Source organism: Mycolicibacterium novocastrense, from assembly GCF_001570485.1.
GTDB lineage: Bacteria > Actinomycetota > Actinomycetes > Mycobacteriales > Mycobacteriaceae > Mycobacterium > Mycobacterium novocastrense.
Genome location: NZ_BCTA01000021.1, coordinates 164,124 through 190,267, shown reverse-complemented (window position 1 = coordinate 190,267; position 26,144 = coordinate 164,124). Strand labels below are relative to the sequence as shown.

Below are 26,144 nucleotides of genomic sequence, written 5' to 3'. Positions count from 1 at the left end.
CTGGGTCAGCCGCAACGTGGGAGTGGGAGTGGCTCGAAGTACACCGCTGGCGCCGATGATCGGCCCGGACGGCGTCGGCGCCGGCGCCGGGACGACGGTGCGGTCACCGAAGACGGCCGAACTGGTCGCCGGCACGCTGCGTCGCATGGTGGTCGACGGCCAACTCAAGGACGGCGACTTCCTCCCCAACGAAGCCGAGCTGATGGCCCACTTCGGGGTGAGCCGACCGACCTTGCGGGAGGCGGTCCGCGTCCTGGAGTCCGAGCGCCTCGTCGAGGTGCGGCGTGGTTCGCGCACCGGCGCCCGCGTTCGCGTGCCCGGCCCCGAGATCGTGGCCCGTCCCGCCGGCCTCTTGCTGGAGTTGTCCGGCGCGACGATCGCCGACCTGATGACCGCGCGCGCCGGGATCGAGCCGATGGCGGCGCGACTGCTCGCCGAATCCGGTTCGGCCGAGGCGTTCGACGAGCTCGACGGCCTGCTCGAAGAGCACGTGCCCTCCGGCTGGCAGAACGACACCCTCGCCGAGACGACGGGCGACTTCCACAGACGCGTCGTCGAGTTGTCGGGCAACGCAACGCTGTCCATCATCGCCGGCATGCTGCACGAGATCACAGTGCGCCACAACACGTTCCTGTTCAAGGAGCGTCGACCGATCTCGCGGGCGGACTTCGACAAGTTGATGCGTTCGTACCGGAAGTTGATGCAGCTGTTGAGATCCGGTGACGGTGCGGCCGCCGAAGCGCATTGGCGCAAGCATCTCGACACCGCTCGCGATCTGCTCCTGCAGGGACTCGAGGATGTCAAGGTTCGCGACGTCATGGGCTAGGGAGCGTCGGCGCTGTCCTTCTGCCACGTGACGTGGACCGGGACCGTGTCGTCCCACGGTTGGCGTGTCACCATGTCGGCGACGCGGATGTAGCCCCGCTCGAACGCCCCGGTCGCCGCGTCGACCAATCGGTATTCCTGGCGCTGCTTGTGGATCGGTTGCCCGTCGATCAGCACGACGATCACCTCACCCGGTTCGAAATTGCAGCGTTTCTGCAGGGCCTCGATGAGCTGCTCGTTGTGCATATGGCCGTCGCCGAAGTTCCAGCCGATCGCGGTGCTGCAGATGCGCTCACCGTCGGTCAGCACATAGTCGTCCTCGTTGTGGCCGGCCATCGCGCGGTGCGCGAGCGTGAACATGGCGCGACCGTGAGTGTTGAACGCGCGGAACGCATATCCCATATAGAGATACATCTGGGCGGTCTCCGGGCTGCCGTAGTACCGCTCCATCTGTGCCTGCGGCATGCTCGCGATCGAGACGACGTTCTCCTCGATCTTCGCCGAGGCCGACGGTTTCACACACCACAGCCCGGTGTCCCAGTTGCCCGCGTAGTAGCGCATACCGGGCAGGAAGGACACCTTGCGCGGGAACAGGTTTCCCAGAACCACGGTGCCCGCGACGACGGCGAACAACAGGATCGGCCACGGGCTCTGCAGATCACCAAGGCCGATCCCGGGGTGTCCCACGAACAGCGCTAAAACGGAGAACATCATGAAGACGTTCCACTCCAGCGGCACACCCATCGGGATCGAGGACAGGATGCCGAAGTGGAACACCAGCATCACGAACGCGGCGATGTAGGTCGGCCAACCCCCGGGGGAGAAGAACAGCACCAGCGGGACCAAACCCTCGATGGCGGTGCTGAAGTGCGCCAGCCACCGTGACGCCCGCCCGGGCCGCAGATCATCTGGAAAGCGTTCGAAGAACTTGCGTTTGATCCATTTGGGCCGGAACACCGGGTTGTTGCTCATCATCGTGGAGATGACGAACGGGAAGTGCTTGTTGAGTTTCGACGTCGCGGCGCCGAGCCAGATCGTCAGGCACACCAGTTTGGCCGCGATGATGATGTCGGGCCCCGCGAACAGGAAGCAGACCGCAAGCGAGGCGTACACCTCGCCGCGGGCGGCCAGGAAGATCACCTTGTCGCGCAGACCGAGCACGGCGAGGACGCCGAGGATGGCGGCGATCTGCCACACCGGCAGCACGCCGACCGTCGTCCCCAGTTCGGGTATCGGTCCGGTGCCGTCGGAGAACAGCGCCACGACGAGCAACACCAGGAGCGCGCCGTAGAGCAGCGCATCGAACGGTGTGCGGGTGTCGCCTCTGGTCAGCGGGATGCGGGTCGGCCACGGTGGCAGCCGAATCGTGTTGGGTCGCAACCAGTACAGGATCGAACCCATCGGCGGGAAGAACCGGTTGTTGAGTGGTCCGAAACCGCAGCCCAGGCCGACGACCTCGAACAGCATCGTGTACAACACGACCTTCTCGAACACGATCGGCTCGTTGTACCAGGAGGCGACGTTGGTGAAACCGTCGATGCCCGTGGTGGTGAGCACCACCAGCCATGCGCCGAGGATGTAGAGCAGGATCTTAACGACGTAGAACAGGTGCAGCACGACCGGCGTCCCGAACCCGACCTCGGCCCAGTGTCGGGCCATCGGCACGATCTTCTCGGCGCGACTGCCCTTACTCCACTCCTCGTAGTCGACGACGGGCGCGTCCTGTTTCAAGAACCCCATGGTCACACAGACTAGAACGTGTTCTAGCTATGCGGCTCCAGATCCTCACGTCCGCTTCGCGAAAACTACAACAGGGTCGCGATCGCCGAGGTTTCACGACCCTGGTGTGCGGTTCGCGAACTGCGTGGGCTCTCCTCAGGCGTCGGTCTTAGCTGGCGGCCGGTAGAAGATCGCCAGCTGACCGATGCCGCCGAGAAGGCCCAGACCGAGCGAGATGACCAGGCCCCACCAGCCGTGCAGCAGGTCGTAGAAGCTTGTCGAACTGAACAGCAGATGGTCGAGGCTGAGCTTGCCCGCGCCGATCGTCGCGATACCGACGGCGGCGGCGGCGAGCACGAGGTTGTACTCCCAGCCTTCCTTGACGATGAAGAAGCCGTTGGCCCGGTGCACGGTCCACGCCGCGACCAGCATGAGCGCCACGAAGCCCGCGGCCGGTATCGGCGTCAGCAGACCGACCGCGAGACCGATGCCGGCCGCCATCTCCGTCGTCGCGGCGACTCGGGCGTGGAACTTGCCAGGCTTCATCCCCATGCTGTCGAACCACCCGGCAGTACCGCTGAGGCCTCCGGGTCCGAAGAACTTGTTGTAGCCGTGGGCGGCCATGGTCAGACCGAGGACCACCCGCAGGATCAGCACTCCGACGTCGTAAGCAGTCATGCAACAAAATCTAGGCCATGTGTTAAGCCGCTGCCCAGCCCCCCTTGCATGAGCACCCATTCGCGGGGGACGAGGCGCCCCGATCTCCAGCCCTCGTGTCTCCGGCGGGGTTATCCCCAAGTCGGGGTTCATCCACAGATGCATTGACGCCGATGGTTGCGCGGCTTCCAGGTACGTAGGTTCGGTCATGTGTTCGATGATTTGGTGGTCGCGGCGAGCAGTGCCCGGGGTGCGGGCGCGATCGGGGCGTGGGCGCGGCTGGAAAACGCCGCCTGCGCACGTCGGGTGGCCGCTGCCGCTGACGTGCTCGAGCGCCTGGTCGGTGAGGCCGGGGCCGTGGATCGTGAACAGTGGTGCATCGACAATTGGACCTGGCGGCCGCTGAGGTCGCCGCCGCCCAGGGTGTGTCGCTGGGAGTGGCTTCCCACCAGCTGTTGCTCGCCGATGACCTGCGCCAGCGGCTGCCGCGGGTTGCCGAGGTCATGGCCACTGGGGCGATCTCCTACCGCACGGTGGCCGCAGTGGCCCATCGCAGCCGCCTGGTGCGCGATGCGGGCGCGCTGGCCAAACTCGACGCCGAGCTGGCCGCCCACCTGACCCAGTGGGCCACGCTGTCGATCGACAAGCTGCACACCGCCATCGACACCTGCGTGGACCGCTATGACCCGGCCGCCGTGCGGCGCACCGAATACGCCGCGCGCGGACGCCACCTCGACGTCCATGATCCGCGCGACGGGTCCGGCACCGCAGCAATCGACGGCATCCTGTTGGCCGCCGACGCCGAAGCCCTCGACGCGCGCCTGGACGCGATGGCCGCGGCGGTCTGTGAGCACGATCCGCGCACCACCGAACAGCGCCGCTCGGATGCCCTGGGCGCCCTGGGCCACGGCGCCGACCGGTTGGCCTGTGCCTGCGCCCGACCCGACTGCGAGGCCGCCGCACCCACCCCCAACGCGGTGCACATTCATGTGATCGCGCGCGGCGAGTCACTCACCGATGACACCCCCGCCCAGCTGCACGGGCACGTTGCCCACCCCCAGCCAGACGAGGCGCCGACCGCTCCGGCGGCCACCGATCCGGGATACCTGATGGGCACGGGAGGCTTGCTGCCGGCCCCGCTGCTGGCGGGCACCCTGGCCCGCACCGCCACGATCCAGCCGGTCATTCATCCCGGCCAGGCCGGGCCCGAACCGCGCTACCGGCCCTCAGAGAAACTGGCGTGGTTTGTGCGCTGCCGGGACATGACGTGCCGATTCCCCGGGTGCGACGTCCCGGCCACCGCCTGCGACGTCGACCACACGATCGCCTACCCCGCCGGGCCCACCCAGGCCTCCAACCTCAAATGTCTGTGCCGACAACACCACTTGCTGAAAACTTTCGCCGGTTGGCGCGATGTACAACATCCTGACGGCACCATCGAGTGGACGTCACGACACGGCCAGACCTACACCACCCACCCGGGCAGCCGACTTCTGTTCCCCGAACTGTGTCGCCCCACCTCACCCACAGTGATCGACCACCACACCGAGGGCGCGCCCGACCAGGCGCGCAGCCTGAAAATGCCGCGCCGCAAGCAAACCCGCGCTCAAGCCCGAGCCCAAGCCATCGACCACGAACGCCGCGACAATCAAACCTACGTCGACGCACAACTCGCCGAACGCAACAAACCTCCACCGTTCTAAGGGTGCTGGCCCCTCAACGCCGCTTCCAATCTCTCGATGTAAGAGTCGATGTCGCCGATCGCCGACTCGGCCGCATGCACGCTGACGGCGATGGTGTCTCCTATGCCGTGCACGCCGTGCGTCACGCCCATCATCGGGGACAGCCCTGGAAATCCGGCGGTGAGGACGACGGGCGAATTCCCGAAACGCAGGTCGGCGGGCCCGCGGTTCACGCTGGAGACGACGGTGTTCCCCGTGACGGTCGGAGAGCGCAGTGTCGGGTCGAATTTCCCTACCCCATAACGCAGTAACCAGGCAGGCACCGCGGCGGACGCTCGGCTGGCCGCAGCCATCGCCGGATGGGCGGCCCTGCGTCGGCGTTGCTTGAGGTCCTCGGCGATGCGCAAGGTTCGCGCATCGAACGCCAGATCCGGATGCAGCCCGACACCTACATTGCCGAAATGGTTGTGGGCGAGCCGATCTCCCGCTTTCGCCATCGGTACCTCGGCGCCCAGCAGCGACGGGTCGTCACCGAACTCGCGCAGGTGCCCGGCCAACGCCTCGGATATCGCGGCCAGCGCACCGACCGTCACCGTCGGTCCTGGCATCTCTGCGCGCCGCATCACCACCGTCCGAATACTGCGCAAGCCTTCCGGTCGCGCATTGCTGCGCAACGCCGGACGCGGATCCGCCGGCGGCGGAACCGATCCGGCCGACGTATCGCGCACGAGCCTGCGGTGGGCCCGCGCAGCCGCACAGCCGCGCCATGGCAACATCACACCCGGAAACGGCTCTGGCGCCGGAACATTCGGTACGAACGCTCGTCGCTCGAACAACCACGCCGCCAACGCCGATGACCGGATACCGTCCCCGAGCGCGTGCGCCACCTGCACCACCGCAACCGTGCCGAGTCCCGCTCCCGGAACGTTCTCGACAGCCGGGAAGATGTGGATCCGCCACGCCGTGATCCGCGGATCCAGTTGGTCTGAACTCAACTGCCCCGCCACGACCGCCAGACAGTCCGTCCAACTGCTCCCCGCGGCGTGCATCACGAACTGGTTCGGCGACACGTCCGCGGTCACCCAGTGCGGATAGGTCAGCGGACTGCCGTCACGCACCCTCAGGCGCAACTCGGTGCAGCCCCCCGCCCTGGCACCGAGTCGCGCCACCGCCGCGTCGAGGTCCACGGCCCCCGCGAAGCCGTAGAGCAGAAACTGATCGCTGGGGATCTTCGCCGACATCCAGTATGTCTGCGCATCCACCGCAGCCAGTCGCCGCCCCATGTCCTCCAGGCTAAGCGCGCACCGCGCCGATGAAGTCGACGATGTGGCCCGCGACGGCCTCGGGTTGTTCCAGCTGCAGGAAGTGACCGGCCCGCTCGACGGTGGCGATCTCACTACCCTCGGGCAGAACCCGCTGCACCCATCGAGCGTAATCGGCTGAGGCGCAACCATCGTCGGTGCCGTGCAAGTACAGCGTCGGCAGCTGCGGCGCCGACAGCCAATGCCGGTGCAATTCGGCGTACTGCGCGGGTGGCTTGCTGTTGCGCACGGTGGCCCGGTAGTAGCCGAGAGCGGCGCGCCAATTCTCGGGCGCGCCGATCGCGTCGAGGACGTGGGCGACGTCCTGGGTGGCGTCGTAACCCGGCGACCACTGGCGCCACAAGCGGGGCACCACCCACGACGCGGATCGCTCAGGTAGGCCGGGCAATTGGAAGTACATGATGTACCAGCTGCGGAGCAACTGGCGCGACAACTGCGCGGCGAGCCGACCCGCGTCCGGCGTCCGGCCAAGGGGTCGGAACGCGGCGGCAAGCGGCACCGACATGATGACAGCCTTCGAGAAGGGACTGTCCGGCATTGCGGCGAGGCCGGCACCGGCGATCGCTCCCCAGTCATGCCCGATGAGCACGTCGCGGCCCGTCGGCCCGGCCGCGTCGAGCACCCGCAGCGCATCGTCCATCAGCGCGCCGACGTGGTAGCTGCCGTCGGATGCCGTCGACGACGGGGCATAGCCTCGCATGAACGGCGCCACCACCCGCCACCCCGCATCGGCCAGTCGCGGTGCGATGTTGCGCCAACCATGCGCAGTATCGGGAAAACCGTGCAGGCACAACGCGATCGGCGCACCGACAGTGCCCCAACTGAGCGCGCGCAGCCGCACGCCCGGCGCATCGACATCGATGAGTTCGGGGTCGGCCACTACGCCCTACACCGGGTCGAACTTCGAGATGAGCCAGCGGCCGTCGATCTTCTCCAACGTCACCCGCACACTCGAGGCGGTATCCGTCGGAGCGTCCTGGCCCATGACCACGGTCTGGTTGACGAACACCAACACCACGGCCTCGTCGGGGCCGGCCGACACGGATGCGGCCGCCGGCACCGAAGCCACCGCAGAAATCTGCTTCTGCTGCGCGCCGGGGATCACCACGTCCGTGATGAGCCCGGTGTAGGACTCCTCGAACTCGCCGGTCAACAGGGAACGTGCGTCGTTGAGCTGCTGTTCGACGGTGTCCGGCTTGTACGACAGCATCGCCACGGTGCTGTCCTTGGCGACCTGGACCGACTCGGCGCGCGCCGCGTCCGCGTTGCGCACGGAGTTGTCGACCCACTTCAGGTAGCCCGCTGCACCCGCCAGCAGCAGGGCGAGGGCGGGCAGCACGCCGAAGGCGAAGACGCGGGCCCAGTTGATGCCTCGCCCGCCGGTGGACTCGGTGGTCTCGACGGACTCCGAGGCCTCCGCTGATTCGGTTGTTGCGGCGGGCTCCGAGGCCTCCGCCGACTCGGTCGTCGCGGCTGCTTCCGAGGTCGTGGCGGATGCGGTGCCCTCGGCCGATTCGGTCGTCTCGGCGGCCGTTGTCGTCTCGGCCGTCGATTCCGTCAACTCGACCGCCTCAGACGCCGGCGTCGTACCCTTCTCGGCGGACTCGTCGGTGGCGTCGTCTCGTTTGCGCCGCGGAAGTCGATGTCTATTGCTCACGGTACGAACTCCACATTCGAGATCTTGGCCTCGTCCTCGCCGGTTTTCTGCACCGAGATCCTCATCCGCCAGGACCGCGGCGCCTGCTCAGGTGCCCCCGCGTTCGTCGTGTTGACGGTGACGGCCACCAGCACCTTGGCCTCGTCGCCGTTCAACGACTCGATTCCCGCCTCCGAAATCGTGCCCTCCGACTTCGACTGCGCCTGCTTGACGACCTCGATGAACGGTTGCGCGCGGGCCTGGAAGTCGTCGTAGAACGTCCCGGTCGACGAGTCCAGGACACGTTGCACATCCTGCTCGGCGTGCTCGTGGCTGATCGTCGTGAGGTTCAGCGCGCCCTGCCGCCCGACCTGCAGAAAGAGGTTGCGCAGATCCTCGGCCTGCCGCGACTCGTACGCCCGGTACCCGAGCCACCCGGTCAGCGCCGCGAGAGCCACCACGACCACGAGCCCGACGATCGTCGCCAGCCGAACGTGCGACATCGGCGCCTTGGGCGGGGTGGGTTCGGCTTCGCCGTCGGCGGCGTCGTAATCCTCGACGTCACCGGCATCCCCCGTCGTCTCGGGGGTATCTGTCGTCGAAGCAGCCGGTGCCGTCTCGGCCGCTGTCGTGGACTCGGGACCTTCGGCCGCGGCGTCCTTGCCGGGAGTGGTCTCGTCTGCCATCTAGGTTCCTCTGCGGCCCAAGGGCCAAGTCGGGGTCGGGTAGACAGGTCGGCTACAACTTACGTGTCCGACACCATAGCGTCGGAGCCTGCCCACGAAACGGCACCACGTCCGTGCCGGCTCAGACACTGCAACGATCAGCGTCAGCTCCCCGGCGGGACGAGCATCGACTGCCACGGCCGCTCGCCGGCCGCACCGTTCGCCAGGTTGGACTGGGTGTACACCTTGCCGTCCGGTCCGACGTATTCGCCGGACGCGGGGTCGTATTCGGCAGCCGCGACGGGCAACGGCGGCGTACCCGGAGGAGGCGGCGTGATGGCGACGGGCACATCCGGGGGCACATGCGGGATCGGTTGCCCGGACAGGGTCGCGTTCGGATCGCCCTTCCAGTTGTAGCCGTCGTTGAGCGGCACGTACTGCTCGTCGCTCTCGCACATCTGCCACGTCGGAGCCCGCTTGCCCGGCACGGTGACACACGGCAGGTTGCGGGCGCCGCGGACGTTGAACGGCGCGTCCTGCGGCGTCCGGCAGTACAGATCGCCCACCGGCCGGTCGGGGTAGTCCTCGAAGACCGGGACGCGCTGCTGCTGCGCGGGCAGGAACCCCGTCGTACACGGCGGCGGCAGGTTCTGCGGCGGCAGCGGCAGCGGCGCGGGCAATGCGGGCAGGATCGCGTTGAGGTTGAAGATCAGCGAATCGCCCATGTAGTCCTGCTTGGTATTTCGCTTGTGCACACCCACGGCCTGGGTGACGGCGGTGCCCTGCGGCAACAACACCAGCAGCTGCTCGAGGCTCGGCTGGTAGGCGAGCGCGACCTCTCCGATGCTGACCAGATTGGCCAGCACGATCGGCAGCGTCGGTTGCAACCGTTCGAACAGGGCGCGTACCTCGTCGGCGGCCCCCGGCCCCTTGGCCAGGATTCCCGACACCGCCGGATCCTGGCTCTGCAGTTGACCGCTGATGCTCGCCAGGTTCGCCGCCCACGCCTGAATGGAGCCGGCAGTGTCGGTCTGGGTGTCGAGTATCGGCTTGGACTGGTCGATCAGCGTGAGCAGCGGGTCGAGGTTCTCGCGGGCGTCGATGGCCAGCGTGGCGCTCCCCTGGACCAGCCGACGCAGCTCGGGCCCGAGCCCGCCCACCGCGGTATAGGCCTCGTCGACGACGGTCCTCAAGTTCTCCTGCGGAATCGCCTGCAGGCCCCTGGCCGTGTCGTCGAGGACCGTGTTGATGTCCGTCGGAACCGTGGTGCGGTCCAACGGGATCACATCACCGTCCCTCAACTCCGGGCCGTCGCCACTGCGCGGGAGCAACTGGACGAACTGCTCGCCGACGGCGGACACGCTGTGCACCTCGGCTTCGAGGTCGGCGGGGATCCTGACGTCGGAGTCCAGCGACAAAACCGCCTCGACTCCCCTGTCCGTGAGATCCACGCTTTTCACCTCGCCGACCTGCACGCCGCGATAGGTGACGTTGCCCCGCGGATACAACCCGCCCGTCTCCGGCAACTCGAGGGTGACGCGGTACTGGCCGACGCCCAGGAGGGTCGGCAGCCGCATGTACCCAAACACCATGATGCCCAACGCGAGTGTCGCGATGACGGAGAAGATGGCCATCTGAATGAGGATCTGTCGGGTCATTCGCATGCTACGGCCCCTGATCCCAGCGATACGGAGCGACCAACGGGTTGCCGCCCGGTGGCGGCACGTGGTGGTTGCACGGGCTCGGGAACTGGCCGATGGTGCGTCCCCACTGCAGCTCCAACCAGGTCAGGTTGCACTCGAACCGTGTTCCGGTGAAGAAGCTCGAATCGATTCTGCTCAACGTCAGGTCGACGACCAACGTCAGGTTCGCGTAGTCGCCCCGCATCCAATTGAGCAACGTCTCCTTCGGGAACGGGAAAGTCGGCAAGAAGCTCAGCGCGCGGGTCAACGCGGGACCGGCGTCGGCCAACTCCTCCAGCACCACGCCCAGGTCCTTGAGCTCTTGCACCAGAGCGTCTTTGGTCTGATTGACCGAGTCGGCGGCCAGCGCGCTGAACCGGCCCAGCTGAGTCAGCACCTCGGCCAGGTTCTGCCGCTGATCCCTCAGCACGGCCAGAGCATCGGGAATGGTCCGTAACGCCTTGTCCACCACCGGCTTCTGCTCGGCGATCTGACCCATCAGATTGTTCAGGCTCTCGGTGGCCTCGATGATGTCCTGCTTCTGGTCATCGAGATGGCCGATCGCGATATCCAATTGCTCGATGAGGCTGCGCAAGTCGCTTTCCCGGCCGGTGAACGCGACACTCAACGCCTCGGTGATGTCGTAGATATTGCCGATCCCACCGCCGTTGAGCAGCAGCGCCACTGCGGCCAGCGCCTGCTCGGTACTCGGGTAGGCGCTCGACGACTCCAGCGGAATCAGCGAACCTTCTTTGAGCTTGCCCGACGGCGGCGCGTCGGTCGGCGGGGCCAACTCGATGTGCAAGGACCCCAACAGGCTTGTCAACCCGAGTTTGGCCGTCGCGTTCGCGGGCAGTTCGACGTCACCGTTGAGTTCCATCGTCACCAGCGCATGCCAGCCCTGGCGCTCGATCTTGCGCACCGTGCCGACGTTCACATCGGCCACCCGGACGCGGGAATTGGGCTCGATGTTGTCGACGTCGGGCATCTGCGCCTGGATCGTGAACGCACCCGGACCGGTGCCCTCGACGCCCGGCAACGGAAGCGAGTTCAGCCCCTGCCAGTCCGAACAGCCCGACAGCACCGCGGCTGACACCGCCACCACCGCCGCTCTGCGAATGAGATTGCGCCGCATCATGGCCCGACCCCCTGGGGCACCATCATCCCGTGCAGACCATCGGCCGGATTCGTCGAGACCGGCGCCTCAGCCGCCAACGGCGGGCCGGCGGCCGGCGCGGGTGGCGCCGCCTGCGCCGACTGCGGCGGGGCTGCGGGCGGAACAGGTTGCGGCGGAATGTAGTCGGGCCGCAACCAGTCCTCGCTGTAGGTCAGCTCATTCGGCCGCGTCGTGGCACCGGAGAAGACGTTCTGCATGATGGGCAGGAAGTTGTACTGGCGGTTCTTCAGGATCGGCGCCATGTACTGCACACACAGCTTGGCCGACTGCTCGGCGTTGAGCCGGGATGCGGCCTGAATTCCGCCGCACAGGAACGAAATCGGGTTGGCGAAGTTGTTGAGCATCGGCAAGCTGCTCACCGCACCCTGAGCGGGCTGCCAGATGTTGACGTAGTTCTGCAACGTGTTGGGCGCCACGTGCAGGAACTGCTTGACCTCGGCGAGGCTGTCGGTCAACGCCTGGGTCACCCCGGCCAACTTGTCCGACGTGGTGCCCAGCGCTTCGCGGTTGTCGGCGACGAACGTCTGGACTTCCCCGACGACGTTGTTGAGGTCGCGCAGCGCGTCGGCGACTTCGTTGGGATCGTTGGCGAGCAGTCCGGTCACGGACGCGAGGTTCTGGTTGAGCTGACGCATCACGTCGGTGCTGTCCTGCAGCGCCGAGACCAGGATCGCCAAATTCTTGACCGTGGAGAAGATGTCGGTGCTGTGATCGCCCAGGGCCGTCACGGCCTGCGACAGCTTGATGACGGTGTCGCGAATGTTGGCGCCCTCGCCGCGTAGGTTCTCGGCAGTGGTGTTGATGACCGACCCCAAGGGGCTCACGTCGCCCGGTTCGGTCGGCTGCAGCGTCTCGGCGAGCTTCTGCAATTGTTGGCGGACCTCGTCCCACTCAACCGGGACCGCGGTGCGCGACTGCGGGATCACCGCATCGTCGCCCATCACCGGTCCGCCGGTGTAGGGCGGGGTCAGTTGGATCGCGCGCGCGGTGACCAACGTCGGTGACAGGATCGCGGCCTTGGCGTCTGCCGGCACCTTGTGCTTGCTGTCGTACCAGAACGAGATCTTGACCCGGTCGGGCTGCGGTTCGATGGACTCGATCTTGCCCACGGGAACGCCGACGATGTTGACATCGTCACCGGGATAGATGCCGTTGGCGTTGTCGAAGTAGGCGACCACGTGTGTGCGGTTGATCACTCCGGTGTTGCGCAACAACACGATCGCGCCACCGGCGAGTATCACGACCAAGGCAACGGCCAGCATGTTGCGCGCACCCCGCGTCATCGTCCGGCCTCCGCGGGTGAGAGGTGGGCCTGCCCGCCCGGAGCGGGCACCGCGACCGGAGACGGCGTCGGGTCCGCGGTCGACTGCAGAGCCGGCGGTGCCTCGGCGGGCGGTCCCGGAGGCGGCCCGCCGGGCGGCGGCGCCGGCAACGGCTCGCGGTAGGGATAACAGCCGGGACCCGGCAACGGCAGCCCGGGCGGTCCGCACGCCTGATCGCCGGGATTGCCGGTGATGGCGTCGGGGATCGTCAGCCGTGGTTCACCGCCTTGACCCGTGCGGGGGAACGGCACCGGCAACGCCGGCGTTCCCGGCTGACCGACCTGCGGGTCGCTCAGCTCCGACGGCAGCTTCACATTGGGATCCAGCCCGAGATCGGAGAACGCGGCATCGATGAACGGCTGCAGGAACTGACCCGGCAGCAGGTTGGCGACGTAGTTCTTGAAGAACGGACCGCCAGACACCGATTCACCCAGCGACATCACATAGTCGGTCAGCAACGCGAGCGACTTCTGCAGGCGTTCCTTGCGATTGTCGATGATCGTCAGCACGCCGTTGAGCTTGTCCAGGGCAGGTCGCAGGGTCTCACGGTTCTCGCCGATGAAACCCTGCAACTGACCGCTGAGCGCCGAAATGTTGCCCGAGACCTGATCCAGTGCGGCGCTCTGGTTTTCCAGCTCGGCCAACAGCGCGTTGGTGTTGTTGACCAGGCTCACGATCTGATTGCTGCGTTCGGCCAGCACCTTGGTGGCCTTGTCGGCGTTGCCGAGCAGCCCCCGCAGCTGCGCGTCGCGTTCGTTCAGCGTGTCGGAGAACCGGGCCACACCCTCGATCGCGATCCGCAGCTCGGGCGGGGTGTCGGAGAAGGTCTCCGACAACACCCGCAGCGAATCCGACAACTGGTCGGTGTTCAAACCGCTGATCGTCGCGGCCAATTCGCCCAGCGCGTCCGGAAGCTCATAGGGCGAGGTCGTGCGATCGAGGGGGATGGTGCCCTCCTGCCGGCCGTCACCGCGGGAGGTGACCTCGAGAATCTTCGTGCCCAGCAGGCCCTCGGTCTTGATCGCCGCCTCGGTGCGATCGCCCAACCGGATGTCACTGTCGACGGTGAACGTCACCAGCGCGTGCGGACCGTCCAACTTGATGGATTTGACGCTGCCGACCTCGAATCCCGAGACCCGCACCGCCTTACCGGTTTCCAGCCCGCCCACCTCGGCGAAGTAGGCCGAGTATTCGCTGCCCTGCAGGAAGGGCAGCCGATCGTAGTTCAGCGACCCCAGCACGATGCCGATCGTCAACGCCAGCCCGATGGCGCCGATGACGGTCTGATTCCGTTCCGAGAAGGACCTCATCGCGGCGCACACCTCCCGGTGGACTGCCCGGCGACTTTCACGTACACCGGCTGGCCGCCCTTGCCGTTGAGTTTGAGCACGATGTCGCAGAGATAGAAGTTGAAGAAGTCGCCGTACAGCCCTTGCCGTGCGAGCGCTTGATGGGCGTCCGGCAGAGTGTTCAGCAGGTTGTCGAAGTACTCGTGGTCGGCCACCACGATCCCCGCGGCGCGGTCCGTCTCCTGGATCGCCTTGGTGAACGGTGGACGAGCCTGGTCCAAGAGGTCCGCGACGGTTCCGGCCGCTTCATTGGTGTACGCCAGCCCGTTGCTGATGTCGGATCTGCGCTCTGCCAGCGTCGCGACCAGTTGGCTGAGCGCGTCGACCGCCTTGGCGAACTGGTCGTTCTGGTCGCCGAGCGATCCCAGCACCACGTTGAGGTTGACGATGACGTCGCCGATCAGCCGGTCGCGGTCCGCCAAAGTCGTTGTCAGCGCTGCGGTCTGGGCGAGGAACGAGTTGATGGTCGCGCCCTGACCCTGCAGCGCCTGGATCAGCTGACTCGACAGCGCGTTGACCTGGTCGGGATCCAGCGCACGGAACAACGGTCGGAAGCCGCCGATCAGCGCGTCGAGGTCGAGGGCGGGAGATGTGCGGGCGAAGGGAATCGTGCCGCCGGGCTCGAGCTTCTTGACTCCGCCGACGCCCTCCTCAAGTGCCAGGTAACGGCCCCCGATGAGGTCGTCGTATCGGATGACGGCCCTGCTGCCCTCGGTCAGCACCACCGACTGGTCCGCGTTGAACTCCACCCGCGCGGTGGTATCGGGTTGGATGGCAACCTTTTCCACGCTGCCGACCTCGACGCCGGCGATGCGCACGAAGTCGCCGTTCTCCAGACCGGTGACATTGGTGAACTCGGCGACATAGCTGTTGGTGGCCTCTCCGAAGCGCATCTCGCCGAAGACCGCGAACAGTCCGAACACGCCGAGCAGGCACACAGCCAGGAACACGGCGAGACGCATACCGTCCCGTCGAACCCTGGCGTTCATGCTGGACATGGCGTGTCACCTCTCATGGCGTCGTGGTTCATCCGAACGGGGGGCCCGGTCGTGCGGGGGTCGGCAGGGGTGTCGGTCGTAGGGGCGTGGGTTGCACCTGGGCGGGCGAATGGACGATGAACGGTTCCGAACCCGGTGTGGGGCCGGGATCCCGCGGTGCCATCGGCGGCGGGGCGGCTGGAAGGCCCGGCCACAGTGGGGTGCCGTCGTCGGCGTACAGGTCGGCACCGTAAGCGGGGGCGCCCGGGTACGGGATCGGGCCTATAGCGGGTCCGCCGAACAGGTTGCGGACGCTCGGCGGTTCGGGCACGGCGCGGGTGGTCGGCAGGTAGTTGGCGTACCCGGGGAAGCCGATGCCGGGGTTGGGGCGCCAGTCGATTCCGGTGCCGAACCCGGTGTTGGTGACCAGGTTGCGCACCGGCCAGTTCTGCGCGACGTCGGGCAGCGAGCCGCAGCTGGGTTTGCCGCCCGGCCCGCCCTTGGCGCCGACGATCGGCAGGTGGTTCGGGTACCGGTACGGGTCGTCGCCGACGCCGAGGGCCACGTCCAGCACCAGCGTCCGGCCGTTACCGCCGGGCGCGTCGTACCCGCCGGTGTCGAGCAGGGTCTTCGCGCCGGTCAGCAGGCAGGTGTACTCCGGGCTGTACTTGTACAGCAGGTTGGTCGTCGGCTCGAGCACGTTGATGGACTTGATCAGGTTCGCCTGGTTCGGCGCGAGCAGGTTGATTCCGCTGTTGGAGAGCCCGATGGTGGCAAGCAGCAGGGCATCCAGTTGACCGGCCTGGCCGGTGATCGTGGTGCTTGTGGTGCTGAGCGCGTCGAGGGTGCTCAGAATGTCTTGTGCCGCAGCGCTGTACGTGTCGTTGAAATCCCGCAGGGCGCGCAGATCGGCGGTGATCGTCTCGTTGCGTGGATTGAGTTCGAGCAGAACCTGATTCGCGTCGGTGGTGGCCTGGCCGATCAGCTCACCCTGACCTCGGACACCCTCGGCGAGCGCGTACAACGTGCTGTTGAGTTTGGCGGGGTCGACCTGCTCGAGCACGTCGACGATGTTCTGGAACACGGTGTTGGCTTCGACGGTGACGTTGCGGGACGTGATCACCTGCCCGGGCTCCAGCCGCTTCGCACTGGGGTCGCTGGGATAGATCAGGTCGACGAACTTGGCGCCGAACACCGTGGTCGCCCGAATCTGCGCCTCGACGTTGGCGGGGATGTATTCGAGCTTGTCCCTGTCGATCTCGAGTTTCAACGCCACCGGTTCACTGCCGCCATGGATCGACGCGACCCGCCCCACCTGCACGCCGCGCAACTTGACCTTGGCGTTGGTCTCCATCACCAGACCCGAACGGTCGGAGCTCAGCGTGACGGTTTCGGTCTGCTTGAAGGAGCCGACGAACAGCGCATAGGTCAGCCACAGGGCGACGGCGATCACGACCGCGAGGATCAACGTCCACCACGCGGGGTGCAGGCCTTCGTCTCGTGCTTCCATCGTCACCCGGCCAGGTTGAAGTTGCCGGATTGGCCGTACACCGCGAGCGAGAGCATGACCAGGACGAAGGCGGCGACGATCAGCGAGGTGCGCACCGCACGCCCGACGGCTTCCCCTACCCCGGCCGGACCGCCGCGAGCGGTGAAGCCGTAGTACGTGTGCACGAGCATGATCACCACCGACAACGCGATGCACTGGCCGAACGACCACATCAGGTCGGTGGGGTTCAGGAACGTTCGGAAGTAGTGGTCGTACACGCCGGTCGACTGGCCGTAGATAACCGTGGTACCGAACCGCGCCGCCCAGAACGCCATCAGCACGCCGACGCAGTACAGCGGGATCACCACGAGGAAGCCGGCGATCACCCGGGTGGATGCGAGGAACGCGATACTGCGGATCCCCATCACCTCCAACGCGTCGATCTCCTCGTTGATGCGCATGGCGCCGAGCTGGGCAGTGGCCCCGGCGCCGATCGTGGCGGACAGTGCGATCGCGGTGGTCGCCGGTGCGATCAGGCGCACGTTGAAGTAGGCCGACACGAATCCGGTCAGGGCCTCCACGCCGATCTCGGAGAAGTCGCTGTATCCCTGGACCGCCACCAGCGCACCGGTTGTCACGGTCAAGAAGCCGACGATGGCGACGGTGCCGCCGATGATGATCAGCGCGCCTGCGCCAAGCCCCATCTGCGCGATGATGCGAATCAACTCGATCCGGTAATGGATCAAGACGTAGTGCATGTTCCGCAACGTGCGGCCGTAGAACTTGGTCTGGGTGCCGATGCGGTTCCACGGGTCCGCCACGCTGCGGAACCTGGCCTTCAGCCAGGGGAATTGGGAATGGGGCCGCGAGACGGTCATAGCGTGATCTTGATCGCTACCGCGGTCGCGACGATGTTGATCGCGAACAGCGCCATGAACGTGAACACCACGGTTTCATTCACCGCGTTACCGACGCCGGCCGGGCCGCCACGCACGGAAATTCCCTTGTAGCAGGCGATCAGGCCGGCAGAGAGCCCGAACAGTGCCGCTTTCACGAGCGCGATGATTACGTCGGTGGCACCGATGATCAGCGTCAGACCGGCGGCGAAGGCGCCGGGCGAGACATTCTGGATGTATACGACGAAGAAGTACGCGCCGGACAGGCCGACCAGAATCACGGTGGCCGACAGTGCCAGCGAGACGATGGTGGCGGCGAGCACGCGGGGAACTACAAGCGCCTGAATGGGATTGATGCCCATCACCCGCAGCGCGTCGAGCTCTTCACGAATCGTCCGCGCACCGAGGTCGGCGCACATCGCGGTGGCACCGGCGCCGGCGACCACCAAGACCGTCACAATGGGCCCGATCTGTCGCACCGTGCCCAGGGCGGCTCCCGTACCGGAGAAATCCGCGGCACCGATCTCGCCAAGCAATATCGTTTCGATGAAAGTCAGCAACACCGTGTAGGGAATGGTCAGCAACAGGGTCGGCACGATCGAGACCCGCGCCACGAACCACGACTGAGAGATGAACTCTCGCCAGGCGAAGGGCGGCTTGAACATCCACACGAACGTGTCGAGCGCCATGGAGTAGAAGCCGCCGAAGGCGCGTACCGGCTTGGCAATTGCGTTGACAGCGACCATCAGTCGGCTCTCATCCGCGCGCTTCGCACTGCCATCTGCACTGCCATATAGCCCGCCGACCTTCCCTGACACCAACAACCCGCGCCCGTGATGGCTGTGGCGCAAGGGTACACACGGCCGGACGTCCGGGAACCGTATATCGGGATTTTGCGGTTGAGCAACCGCCCGACGTCGGTCAGTCGAGTTTCCCCACTACAAAGGCCACTGGCTAACTTCGTCACACGGCTTGGGCGAATTCGGCGATGACTCTTGCGTATAACGCGCTGGGGTGGTAACCGACCTTCTTGTTGGCTGCGTAGCGGACCAGGCCAGGTCCGGAGTCATCGTTCTTCGACGATGCACTGCCTGGCGCCTAGAGCGCGTAGCGCGAAGTCGAGCACCCGGGCCTTGGCCAGCCGCAGACCCTCGTGGTCGTCGAAGGTCTGGCTGATCAGCACACGACTGATGATCGCGTTGATCGCGACCGCGTCCTGCTCCGGGTCGGCCAGCGGGAACGAACCGTCGCCGCGGCCCCGCCGCAGGATCTCCACCAGTGAACGTTCGCGGTCGGCGTGGGCCTTCTCGCGCGTCTCACGATAGCCCTTGGCGGCGCGGACCTCATCGGAGTCGATCACGGTGAAGTGCATCCGCATCTCGTCGTCGTGGATCAGTCCGAACATCGCCTCGATCCAGGCTTCGAGTTGCTCGGCCGGAGCACCTGACTTCTTCTCCAGGACGCGGTCGAGCCGCCGTTCCAACGCGTCGGTCTCCTCGCGCAACATGGCAAGGAACAACTCGTCCTTCGATTCGAAGTGACGGTAGAAGGCCCGCGTCGAGACTTGTGCCCGCTGCAGAATCGCAGCGACCGGGACGGGGCCCGTGTGCGGTTCAGACAAACAGGCGTAAGCAGCCTCGATGATGCGCTCACGATCACGCGCGGCAAACTCCGGCTGCACGAGCGCAAAGTATATTGACGCTCTCATCGGGGACACCGGGATCGACGGAAATTCCCGGTAGGTAACGTGAGCCACCGGGGGGAGCCGGAGAGGACGGTCGTGAGCGCGATTGACAGCCAACCGCAGACCGTCAAGTTCCGCGGGTCGGAGGACATCACCCTGGTGGCCGACGAGTGGAACCACAACGCGCAGACCGAGCAGCCCTCTGTTCTGCTCCTGCACGGCGGCGGGCAGAACCGCTACTCCTGGAAACAGACCGGACACGTCCTGGCCGGTCTCGGTCTGCACGTGGTCGCGCTGGACAGCCGGGGACACGGCGACAGCGACCGGGCGCCCAACGCCAACTACACCGTTGACGCCCTGAGTGCGGACACGCTGGCGGTCATCGAGCAGATCGGGCGTCCCGTCGCCCTGATCGGCGCGAGCATGGGCGGGATGACGGGCATGTTGGCCGCCGCGGCCGCGGGACCGGAGAAGGTCACCAAGCTCGTGCTGGTCGACGTGGTGCCGCGGTACGAGAAGGACGGCAGCGCCCGCATCCGCGAGTTCATGTCCAGCGGCATAGACGGTTTCGAGACGCTCGACGAGGCGGCCGACGCGGTCGCCGCGTATCTGCCGTACCGCAAGCGTCCGCGCAACCCCGACGGTTTGAAAAAGAACCTGCGGTTGCGCGACGGTCGCTGGTTCTGGCATTGGGATCCGGCGTTCCTCACCGCGCCGATCGACGACCGGTTCGTCCGCGAGGAGAAGCTCGAGCAGGCGGTGATGAGCTTGACCATCCCGATCCTGTTGATCCGCGGGAAACTTTCCGACGTGGTCAGCACCGCGGGGGTCAAGGATTTCCTGGAGAAGGTGCCTCGGGCGGAGTTCGTCGAGCTCTCCGAGGCCGGGCACACCGCCGCCGGCGACGACAACGACGCGTTCTCCGAAGTCGTGGTGCAATTCGTCAGCCGGTGATGAGCACCGCTCCTGGAAGGCCTCCGGTGCGCACTGCGGTCGAGGGTGCCGACTTTTCACGGCGACACCCTCGATCGATCACTGCCCGATGGGGAAACGCTCAGGCGAGCATGTCTCCCTCGGACTCATCGGTGTAGACCGGTGGATCACCGGTGTAGATCGGCACCAGTTCCGGAGCGAAGACCACCATCGCCGTGGCGACGACGGTGATGGCCTCGTCCTTCGTCAGATACGGGCTTTCCAGGTAGACGGTCCGCGCCATGTCCACCGGGTGCACGCCGCTCCTGAGGGCATAGGCGATCGCATGGCCACTGAAGACCAAGTCGTTCCAGGTATACCCAGGGGCCGGTCCGATCCCCTCGTCGGCCAGCAGGCTGATGTACGCCGCCTCGTCCTGGGTGATTGCCGACGCCGACGGTGCCGTCGTCAGCGCTTGGCCGAATAACCCCAACATCAGGACGAGGCCCGCAGACAGGACGGCCAGCATCCGGGTCGGGCCGCGGGTTGGGCGTCGCTTGGCTGCGTCGAAACGTGCGATGGTGTTCATGATTCCCCCTTCGATCGTTGCTTCACTTATCCGACGCTTTCCAGCCTTCGCCCCGAGCGAGAGCATTAGCAGAGTCGATGGCCAGCAACGGCAGGGACCTATGTCGCTGCGTCAAGGGCACTACGTCACAATTTGACGACTGCGTAATGAAAGTTGCTGGCAGCGATACGAATTGATTTCAGGCCTCGACGCATGACGGAGCGAAGACATGCGCGTCCCATTCGGTCTCAGCAAATTAATCGCCGGAGCGACCCGCGGCGTGCGCTGCCGTCACGCCAGCAGCGGTACCGTTTCCTCGCGGTCGCCCGTCAGGATCTCGAACATCGCGCGCCGGCTGGCCGTCAACTCCGTGCGCTCGAACGCTTTGCCTGCCACCTGGATTCGGCAGTTGGCTATCGCGGAGTTGTAGCAGTACTTCACCGCGCCGTCCGTGTCGGTGTACGTCAGCCCGATGACGTCGGACGGTTCCGTGACGATCTCGCCCTCGATCATCTGCTCCCCCACCCGGCCGCCGAACGCCCAGGTGCACGGACGGTAGTGGCCGTGGGTCTGCAGGCTTCCGCGGATCGAGCGCACGGCGAACTCCTGGCCGGCGTGCCGGAACACGAACAGCGTCACACCCGGTAGCAGCACCGGCCCGAACGCGGCTCGGGCGGTGACGATTTCGAGCGTCGTATCCGGTGCGTCGTCGAAACCGCAGACCTGCCCGAACGCATAGGACGGCGTGTGCCGAGTGCCCCAGTTGTGGTTGACGCTGCCGGTCCAGCCGTCGAGAACGAGACGAACGTCGTCGAGTTCGAGCAGCCCGTCGAAGCGTGCGAGGGGATGGCGCACCGTCGTTTTGGCGGTCGGAAACCGCGCCGCGTAGGCACGGTCGGTGAGCAGCCGGACCGGGGCTTCGTTGCCCGGGGTGATGCGCAGGTCCCACCGCGCCGAGCGGTGCCCACCGGTGATCACACCCTCGGCCGAACGGTCGTCGAGGGCGGTCGCGGCGATGCGCGCGGTCCAGTCCTCGTACCCGTAGTCGGCCGACTCGATCGGATACGGCTCCTTGAGCGCGCGGTTACCTGCGCCGTCCGGGTCGAAGACCATCACCCACACATCTGCGACCGCCTCCCCTGCCGTGGGTAGCAGCAGCGTTTCCCGAAGCCACAGCGCCTGAGGCAGGTCAGGGTGGTTGGCGCGGATGTATCGACTCTCGTAGTACGGGGGCTCCGCAGACGTCACCGGTTCAGCATCCAATACTTGAGGGGTGACCGGTGCCCAGATCGTGGCGTACGTACTGGCGATTGTGGCGGTGGCCGAAGCCGTCGCGCTCGCAGTGCTGTGGATCCGCAACACCCGCCAGCGTGAGGAACTCGACGAGATCCGTCGACGCCTCGACACCAGAAACATGTTGTTCACCGGTGGTCGCGAAGCGGTGAAACAGGTGTGGCAGACCGCGAACATCCTGCGCAAGGACGGCCTCGGCGCGGCGGTGCGCTCCTCGATCGAGGATCTCGCAGACTGGGCCGAGGTGGAACGACCGGACCTGGCCCGGCTCTCACCAAGCGGCAAGATGGTGATTCTGTTCTCCGACATCGAGGACTCGACCGCGCTCAACGAACGCATCGGCGACCGCGCCTTCGTTCGGTTGCTGAGCCGCCACGACAAGATGGTGCGCCGCCACGTCAACAAGCATTCGGGCTACGTGGTGAAGAGCCAGGGCGACGGCTTCATGATCGCGTTCGCCCAGCCCGAGGAGGCAGTGCGGTGCAGCATGGATGTGCAACGATCACTTCGCCGGTCGCCCAACGGTATTCGCGTCCGAATGGGGATCCACATGGGCAAGTCCGTGCGCCGCGGCGACGACCTGTTCGGACGCAATGTCGCGATGGCCGCCCGCGTGGCGAACGAAGCCGACGGCGGCGAGGTGCTGGTGAGCGAGGTGGTGCGCGACGCGCTCGCCGATGTCGAGGACATCGAGTTCGACGACGGTCGCGAGGCCGAGCTCAAGGGCTTCAGCGGATCACACCGGCTCTATGCCGTCGCGTCCTGACCGCTGGCGTTGGCCTCGGCCACCCGTTGGTGCAGCCGCGTCCTGATGTCGTCGGGGGTGTAGGCATTGCGTCGCCGCTGATCGCGCGCGACCAGTACCCCGCCCGCCACCACACCCGCGACGCTCGCCAGCCCGACCCACTTCCAGATACCGCGCATGGCACTCAGTCTGCCTAAGCTGCGGTAGTGAAACCAACCATCGTGTCGTTGGAGCAGGCGCTCGACGCGACCCGCACCGGCGATCTGTGGCTGTTTCGCGGACGGTCGGGGCCCGACCGGGCGATCCAGTCGCTGACCAACAGCCCCGTCAACCACGTCGGGATGACGATCGCGATCGAGGATCTGCCGCCGTTGATCTGGCACGCCGAACTCGGTGACAAGCTGACCGACATGTGGACCGGGCGCAACCAGCGCGGCGTGCAACTCAACGACGCGCGGCAGGTGGTGGAGCGGTGGATCACCAACTATCACCAGCGCTGCTGGCTGCGTCAGCTCACGCCGTATGCCAACCGCGAGCAGGAGGACCGGGCTCTGAAGGTGGTCGCCCGCATGGACGGCACACCGTTTCCGAGCACCGCGCGGCTGACCGGCCGGTGGTTTCGCGGGCGCCTGGCCGCCACCGACTTCACCCGCGGAATTCCGTTCGTGCACAGGAAAGTTCGCGACGCGACAGTGCGCAGGAAGCAGGAGCAGCTCCAGGTGGGGATGCAGACCGCGTACTGCGCGGAGACCGTCGCCATCACCTACGAGGAGATGGGGCTACTGACTTCGGAGAAGCATTACAACTGGTTCGATCCCGGCTCGTTCTGGAGCGGCGACACTCTGCCGCTCGCTCCCGGCTATCAACTCAGCCCCGAAATCGCCGTGACGCTGGATTGATCGCGACCCTGCACGGGAGTGAACCAAAGCCAGGGAAACCCCTGCTTCTTTCTGGTGCCGGTCGCCATACCGTGAATGGCATGTTGACGTGGATGAAACTAACCGTGACACTCCTTCTCGCTGCACTCACGATGCTGTTGTCCGGGTGCGTCTTTGCCACCGGCACCGTTATCAGTACTGTCCCGATTCTGTAGCGCTAGAGGCGCGCGAAGCAGGGGTTGGCGTCCTCCTTGGGGATCGCGGCGTCGCGACTCGAGAATGTGCCGACCACACCGGAGTCGGTGACCTCGACGCTGTCGGCGTGTATTCCGAGCGGGTAGTTGTCGTTGAGCTTCTTGGTCAGGTCGTTGAGCGCCGTTTGCACAGCGTCCTTGGGCAGCGGGCCGGTGACGTCGAGGACCTGCAGGTTGAGGTCGCCGTCGGTCACGACGGGTTTGGCGCTGACGCTGTTGTCGCCGGCCTCCAGAATCACCGTTCCCGCCGCGGGGTCGGTGCGCACACCGGTGACCAGATTGCCGACGCCCGGCAGGTTCGCGGCAACGGTGTCCTTGATACCCGCCGACTTCCAGCTCAAGGTCGCGTCGAGTGACCCGATGGTGCCCTTGGCATCCCCGGTGTCCTGCAACCGCACATCGGCGAGGGTGACCTCGGCGGTCATCCCGTCGGCGCTCTGCACCCGGTTGCCGTCCGTGGTCACCGAGATGTTGGTGTAATGCCCCGTGATGTGTTGCCACAGAAACGGCGGGTTCACGCCGAACGAGATCTTGACGCCGTCCTCGGTCACACACTCGGCGACCTCGGTCAGGATGTTGTCCGCCCGCTGCCGCGCGTAGAGCTCACCGGCGGCCAGGCCGCCCACCAGCAGGGCGACCACGATGACGGCGATCAGCACGATCGATGTCTTGTTGAACCCGTGCCGGCGGCGCGGTTTCTCGCCCGCCCCCGGCGTCGGCCCAAAGGATGGAGGTGGCGGCGGTAGTGGTTCCCGTCGCTCGATCTGCTGGGTTGGCTTCACGTCGGCCGGTGACGGTGGCCGCGGAAAACGTTGCGTCGGACCGGCATCCGCACGCCTTTGTGGCGAGCGGAGCTGCTCGGTCGGCTGCTCGTGCTGCGCCGGTGCCGGTTGCGTGGGAGGCTCCGGCGGCCGGGGCGGCGGGCGACGTTGCGCCGGGTTCGGTGGCGGCGAGCCACGGCGTCGCCAGTCAGGCGGACCCGGGCGGTGCGGCGGCTGCGTCACGTGCGCGATTCTGCCCTATCGACACTCGGGAAAGCCCCCGCCAGGCCGTATGACCTGGCGGGGGCTCGTGGATCAGTGATCCGCTACGCGCGCGGCGGCGGCGGATTCGTCGTGCCGGTGTTGCGGACGGCCGGGTAGTCGGCGTCCCTGCGCTTCTTCAGTCCGAGCAAGCCCAGCAGGCCCAGGAGCCCCGCGAGCCCCCACAGACCGGTGTTGTCGCTCTCCTGCTCGTGCTCGACTTCCTGGGCGACCGTCGTTGTGGTCGTTGCGGGCACGGTCAGATCAGTGGCGTTCGCGACGCCAGCGCCGCCGAAAAGCAAACTGAGAGTCACGGCGCCAACCGCCAGTGATTTGTGCATTGTGTTGCTCCTTTTGTGTGTCGGAGCTAGTTGACCCATGGACATCGAGTCCATCCCCCCTAGCTCGCGAGCAAGTGTTTACCCGGATGAAACCGTTCAAACCTGGTGGCCGCGAAATCTCACAATGCATCGTGCTTGCATCGCTCGGTACGGCCGATCACTCGGCGCGAAACACGGTCTGCCGCCTGTCGAGGTAGGCCGCGAGGTTCTCCAGCGAAGAATTCATCCCGTCCGCGTGATCGGCCGCCGAGATGCCGACCGGCACGTCGTCCGCGCGCAATTCGACCCGTGTACCGCCGTCGACCCTCGTCACCGTCCACGTCATCGTCATCGGTCCGCCGAAAGTCGCGTCAGCAGAAGCGAAGTCGACGGCCTGGACGACGCGGTCATCGGGTTCTATCTCGACGAAGCGCCCCTCGACGACATCGGAGTCGATGTCGCTCTTGCCGCCCTGGGCAGGCGGAGTGCTGTATCTCAGGATCATCCGGTAGGAGCCGCCAGGACGGGCGTCGAAGTGTTCGAATCGGCCGGTCATCCCCGACGGCGGCAGCCACTCGACAAGCGCCTCGGGATCGACGAGCGCCTCGAAGACGCGGCTCAGCGGTGCCTTGACCACCCGCGATGCGATATCCGTGCGTGTCATCACCAACATTGAACCCGATTCTGCGATCGCCGTTCTTGGGATCGGTAGCGCGCCCGCAGTTCTGTACTCATCGCACCGGCGACGCGACTCCCCGCGGAGCCTTCCCGAAAGGACCACGCAGCCATGAGCACAGGACGCTTCAACAGAATGCTGATCGGGGCGCTGCTGTCGGGCGGTATCGCCCTCGCCGCAGGACTCACCGCGGGTACCGCAAACGCAACCCCGGCACCGCATCCGCAGCTGACGTTCGAATACTCGGATGTCGCTGCCCCCGGCGATGGTTCGGTGCGCGCCACCAGCCCGCAGTCGCGGTTGTGCGACGGCTCCGTGCGCGTCACCGGTTCCACCCTTCAGGCGTGCGACGGCTCGGTGCGGGTCGCCCTCCCCTGAGTGCGTACGTCGTCAG

Annotated in this window: 27 protein-coding genes; 6 read left to right on the top strand and 21 right to left on the bottom strand. The window is 66.3% G+C overall.

The window, feature by feature from the left end:
• Positions 1-28 precede the first annotated feature (28 nt).
• Positions 29-826 (top strand): FadR/GntR family transcriptional regulator, encoded by a 798-nt coding sequence (locus RMCN_RS07120; RefSeq protein WP_067387983.1) that lies wholly within the window; start codon positions 29-31, stop codon positions 824-826.
• On the opposite strand, the gene RMCN_RS07115 is transcribed toward RMCN_RS07120, so the two are convergent.
• Together RMCN_RS07115 and RMCN_RS07110 are read right to left on the bottom strand one after the other, a co-directional pair.
• Positions 823-2,565 (bottom strand): DUF3556 domain-containing protein, encoded by a 1,743-nt coding sequence (locus RMCN_RS07115; protein WP_067387982.1) that lies wholly within the window; start codon positions 2,563-2,565, stop codon positions 823-825. The genes RMCN_RS07120 and RMCN_RS07115 overlap by 4 nt on opposite strands.
• A 135-nt stretch (positions 2,566-2,700) precedes the next feature.
• Positions 2,701-3,222 carry a DoxX family protein gene (locus RMCN_RS07110; protein ID WP_064346681.1) on the bottom strand — a complete coding sequence of 174 codons (522 nt, stop codon included), beginning with the start codon at positions 3,220-3,222 and terminating at the stop codon, positions 2,701-2,703.
• Positions 3,223-3,575: 353 nt separating this feature from the next.
• Here RMCN_RS07110 and RMCN_RS07105 point away from each other — a divergent pair, with 353 nt between their 5' ends.
• Positions 3,576-4,904: an HNH endonuclease signature motif containing protein gene (locus RMCN_RS07105; RefSeq protein WP_308206342.1), complete on the top strand. Its 1,329-nt coding sequence runs from the start codon at positions 3,576-3,578 to the stop codon at positions 4,902-4,904.
• Here the strand turns inward: RMCN_RS07105 and RMCN_RS07100 are convergent.
• The 13 genes from RMCN_RS07100 to RMCN_RS07040 form a co-directional block, all read right to left on the bottom strand.
• On the bottom strand, positions 4,901-6,166 hold the full coding sequence (locus RMCN_RS07100) for a WS/DGAT domain-containing protein (RefSeq protein ID WP_067387981.1): 1,266 nt from the start codon (positions 6,164-6,166) through the stop codon (positions 4,901-4,903). The two genes, RMCN_RS07105 and RMCN_RS07100, sit on opposite strands and share 4 nt — an antisense overlap.
• A 10-nt stretch (positions 6,167-6,176) precedes the next feature.
• A complete protein-coding gene (locus tag RMCN_RS07095; protein ID WP_067387980.1) occupies positions 6,177-7,085 on the bottom strand; it encodes an alpha/beta fold hydrolase in 909 nt (302 codons plus the stop codon).
• Positions 7,086-7,091: 6 nt separating this feature from the next.
• Positions 7,092-7,862 (bottom strand): Rv1363c family protein, encoded by a 771-nt coding sequence (locus RMCN_RS07090; RefSeq protein ID WP_067387979.1) that lies wholly within the window; start codon positions 7,860-7,862, stop codon positions 7,092-7,094.
• Positions 7,859-8,527, bottom strand: a complete 669-nt coding sequence (locus tag RMCN_RS07085; protein ID WP_064411918.1) for an Rv1363c family protein — start codon at positions 8,525-8,527, stop codon at positions 7,859-7,861. Before RMCN_RS07085 ends, RMCN_RS07090 begins: the two co-directional genes overlap by 4 nt.
• A gap of 143 nt (positions 8,528-8,670) precedes the next feature.
• Positions 8,671-10,170 (bottom strand): MCE family protein, encoded by a 1,500-nt coding sequence (locus RMCN_RS07080; protein WP_064411919.1) that lies wholly within the window; start codon positions 10,168-10,170, stop codon positions 8,671-8,673.
• A gap of 1 nt (position 10,171) precedes the next feature.
• The gene (locus RMCN_RS07075; RefSeq protein ID WP_064411920.1) at positions 10,172-11,326 is read right to left on the bottom strand and encodes an MCE family protein; all 1,155 of its coding nucleotides are present in this window, start codon (positions 11,324-11,326) and stop codon (positions 10,172-10,174) included.
• Complete coding sequence (locus tag RMCN_RS07070) at positions 11,323-12,648, bottom strand: virulence factor Mce family protein (RefSeq protein WP_067387978.1); 1,326 nt, start codon at positions 12,646-12,648, stop codon at positions 11,323-11,325. The genes RMCN_RS07075 and RMCN_RS07070 overlap by 4 nt, the downstream gene beginning before the upstream one ends.
• Positions 12,645-13,997, bottom strand: a complete 1,353-nt coding sequence (locus tag RMCN_RS07065; RefSeq protein WP_067388029.1) for an MCE family protein — start codon at positions 13,995-13,997, stop codon at positions 12,645-12,647. The genes RMCN_RS07070 and RMCN_RS07065 overlap by 4 nt, the downstream gene beginning before the upstream one ends.
• Positions 13,994-15,025, bottom strand: a complete 1,032-nt coding sequence (locus tag RMCN_RS07060) for a virulence factor Mce family protein (protein WP_067388027.1) — start codon at positions 15,023-15,025, stop codon at positions 13,994-13,996. Before RMCN_RS07060 ends, RMCN_RS07065 begins: the two co-directional genes overlap by 4 nt.
• Positions 15,026-15,062: 37 nt before the next feature.
• Positions 15,063-16,523: an MCE family protein gene (locus tag RMCN_RS07055; protein WP_067387977.1), complete on the bottom strand. Its 1,461-nt coding sequence runs from the start codon at positions 16,521-16,523 to the stop codon at positions 15,063-15,065.
• Positions 16,524-16,525: 2 nt separating this feature from the next.
• A complete protein-coding gene (locus RMCN_RS07050) occupies positions 16,526-17,380 on the bottom strand; it encodes an ABC transporter permease (protein WP_064346665.1) in 855 nt (284 codons plus the stop codon).
• On the bottom strand, positions 17,377-18,144 hold the full coding sequence (locus RMCN_RS07045; protein WP_067387976.1) for an MlaE family ABC transporter permease: 768 nt from the start codon (positions 18,142-18,144) through the stop codon (positions 17,377-17,379). Before RMCN_RS07045 ends, RMCN_RS07050 begins: the two co-directional genes overlap by 4 nt.
• A 320-nt stretch (positions 18,145-18,464) precedes the next feature.
• Positions 18,465-19,079 (bottom strand): TetR/AcrR family transcriptional regulator, encoded by a 615-nt coding sequence (locus RMCN_RS07040; RefSeq protein WP_234787600.1) that lies wholly within the window; start codon positions 19,077-19,079, stop codon positions 18,465-18,467.
• A gap of 108 nt (positions 19,080-19,187) precedes the next feature.
• Here RMCN_RS07040 and RMCN_RS07035 point away from each other — a divergent pair, with 108 nt between their 5' ends.
• Positions 19,188-20,036 carry an alpha/beta fold hydrolase gene (locus RMCN_RS07035; RefSeq protein WP_409366040.1) on the top strand — a complete coding sequence of 283 codons (849 nt, stop codon included), beginning with the start codon at positions 19,188-19,190 and terminating at the stop codon, positions 20,034-20,036.
• A 100-nt stretch (positions 20,037-20,136) separates the two neighbouring features.
• Here RMCN_RS07035 and RMCN_RS07030 read toward each other — a convergent pair whose 3' ends face one another.
• Both RMCN_RS07030 and RMCN_RS07025 read right to left on the bottom strand, forming a co-directional pair.
• Positions 20,137-20,583 (bottom strand): DUF732 domain-containing protein, encoded by a 447-nt coding sequence (locus tag RMCN_RS07030; protein ID WP_067387975.1) that lies wholly within the window; start codon positions 20,581-20,583, stop codon positions 20,137-20,139.
• Between the two features lie 270 nt (positions 20,584-20,853).
• Complete coding sequence (locus RMCN_RS07025; RefSeq protein ID WP_067387974.1) at positions 20,854-21,810, bottom strand: hypothetical protein; 957 nt, start codon at positions 21,808-21,810, stop codon at positions 20,854-20,856.
• 25 nt (positions 21,811-21,835) lie between these two features.
• Between RMCN_RS07025 and RMCN_RS07020 the strand changes: the two genes are divergently transcribed.
• Positions 21,836-22,621 (top strand): adenylate/guanylate cyclase domain-containing protein, encoded by a 786-nt coding sequence (locus RMCN_RS07020; protein ID WP_067387973.1) that lies wholly within the window; start codon positions 21,836-21,838, stop codon positions 22,619-22,621.
• Here RMCN_RS07020 and RMCN_RS07015 read toward each other — a convergent pair.
• The gene (locus RMCN_RS07015) at positions 22,603-22,779 is read right to left on the bottom strand and encodes a hypothetical protein (protein ID WP_110765777.1); all 177 of its coding nucleotides are present in this window, start codon (positions 22,777-22,779) and stop codon (positions 22,603-22,605) included. The genes RMCN_RS07020 and RMCN_RS07015 overlap by 19 nt on opposite strands.
• 42 nt (positions 22,780-22,821) lie before the next feature.
• On the opposite strand from RMCN_RS07015, the gene RMCN_RS07010 reads away from it, so the two are divergent.
• Positions 22,822-23,499: a hypothetical protein gene (locus tag RMCN_RS07010; protein ID WP_064412297.1), complete on the top strand. Its 678-nt coding sequence runs from the start codon at positions 22,822-22,824 to the stop codon at positions 23,497-23,499.
• 196 nt (positions 23,500-23,695) lie between these two features.
• Here the strand turns inward: RMCN_RS07010 and RMCN_RS07005 are convergent, their stop codons facing one another.
• The 3 genes from RMCN_RS07005 to RMCN_RS06995 form a co-directional block, all read right to left on the bottom strand.
• On the bottom strand, positions 23,696-24,391 hold the full coding sequence (locus RMCN_RS07005) for an LmeA family phospholipid-binding protein (RefSeq protein ID WP_234787599.1): 696 nt from the start codon (positions 24,389-24,391) through the stop codon (positions 23,696-23,698).
• 428 nt (positions 24,392-24,819) lie between these two features.
• Positions 24,820-25,095, bottom strand: a complete 276-nt coding sequence (locus RMCN_RS07000) for a WGxxGxxG family protein (RefSeq protein ID WP_067387972.1) — start codon at positions 25,093-25,095, stop codon at positions 24,820-24,822.
• 157 nt (positions 25,096-25,252) lie between these two features.
• Complete coding sequence (locus RMCN_RS06995) at positions 25,253-25,738, bottom strand: SRPBCC family protein (protein ID WP_067388021.1); 486 nt, start codon at positions 25,736-25,738, stop codon at positions 25,253-25,255.
• Positions 25,739-25,861: 123 nt separating this feature from the next.
• Here RMCN_RS06995 and RMCN_RS06990 point away from each other — a divergent pair, with 123 nt between their 5' ends.
• Positions 25,862-26,128, top strand: coding sequence for a hypothetical protein (locus RMCN_RS06990; protein ID WP_067387971.1), 267 nt, complete (start codon positions 25,862-25,864; stop codon positions 26,126-26,128).
• Positions 26,129-26,144: the final 16 nt, after the last annotated feature.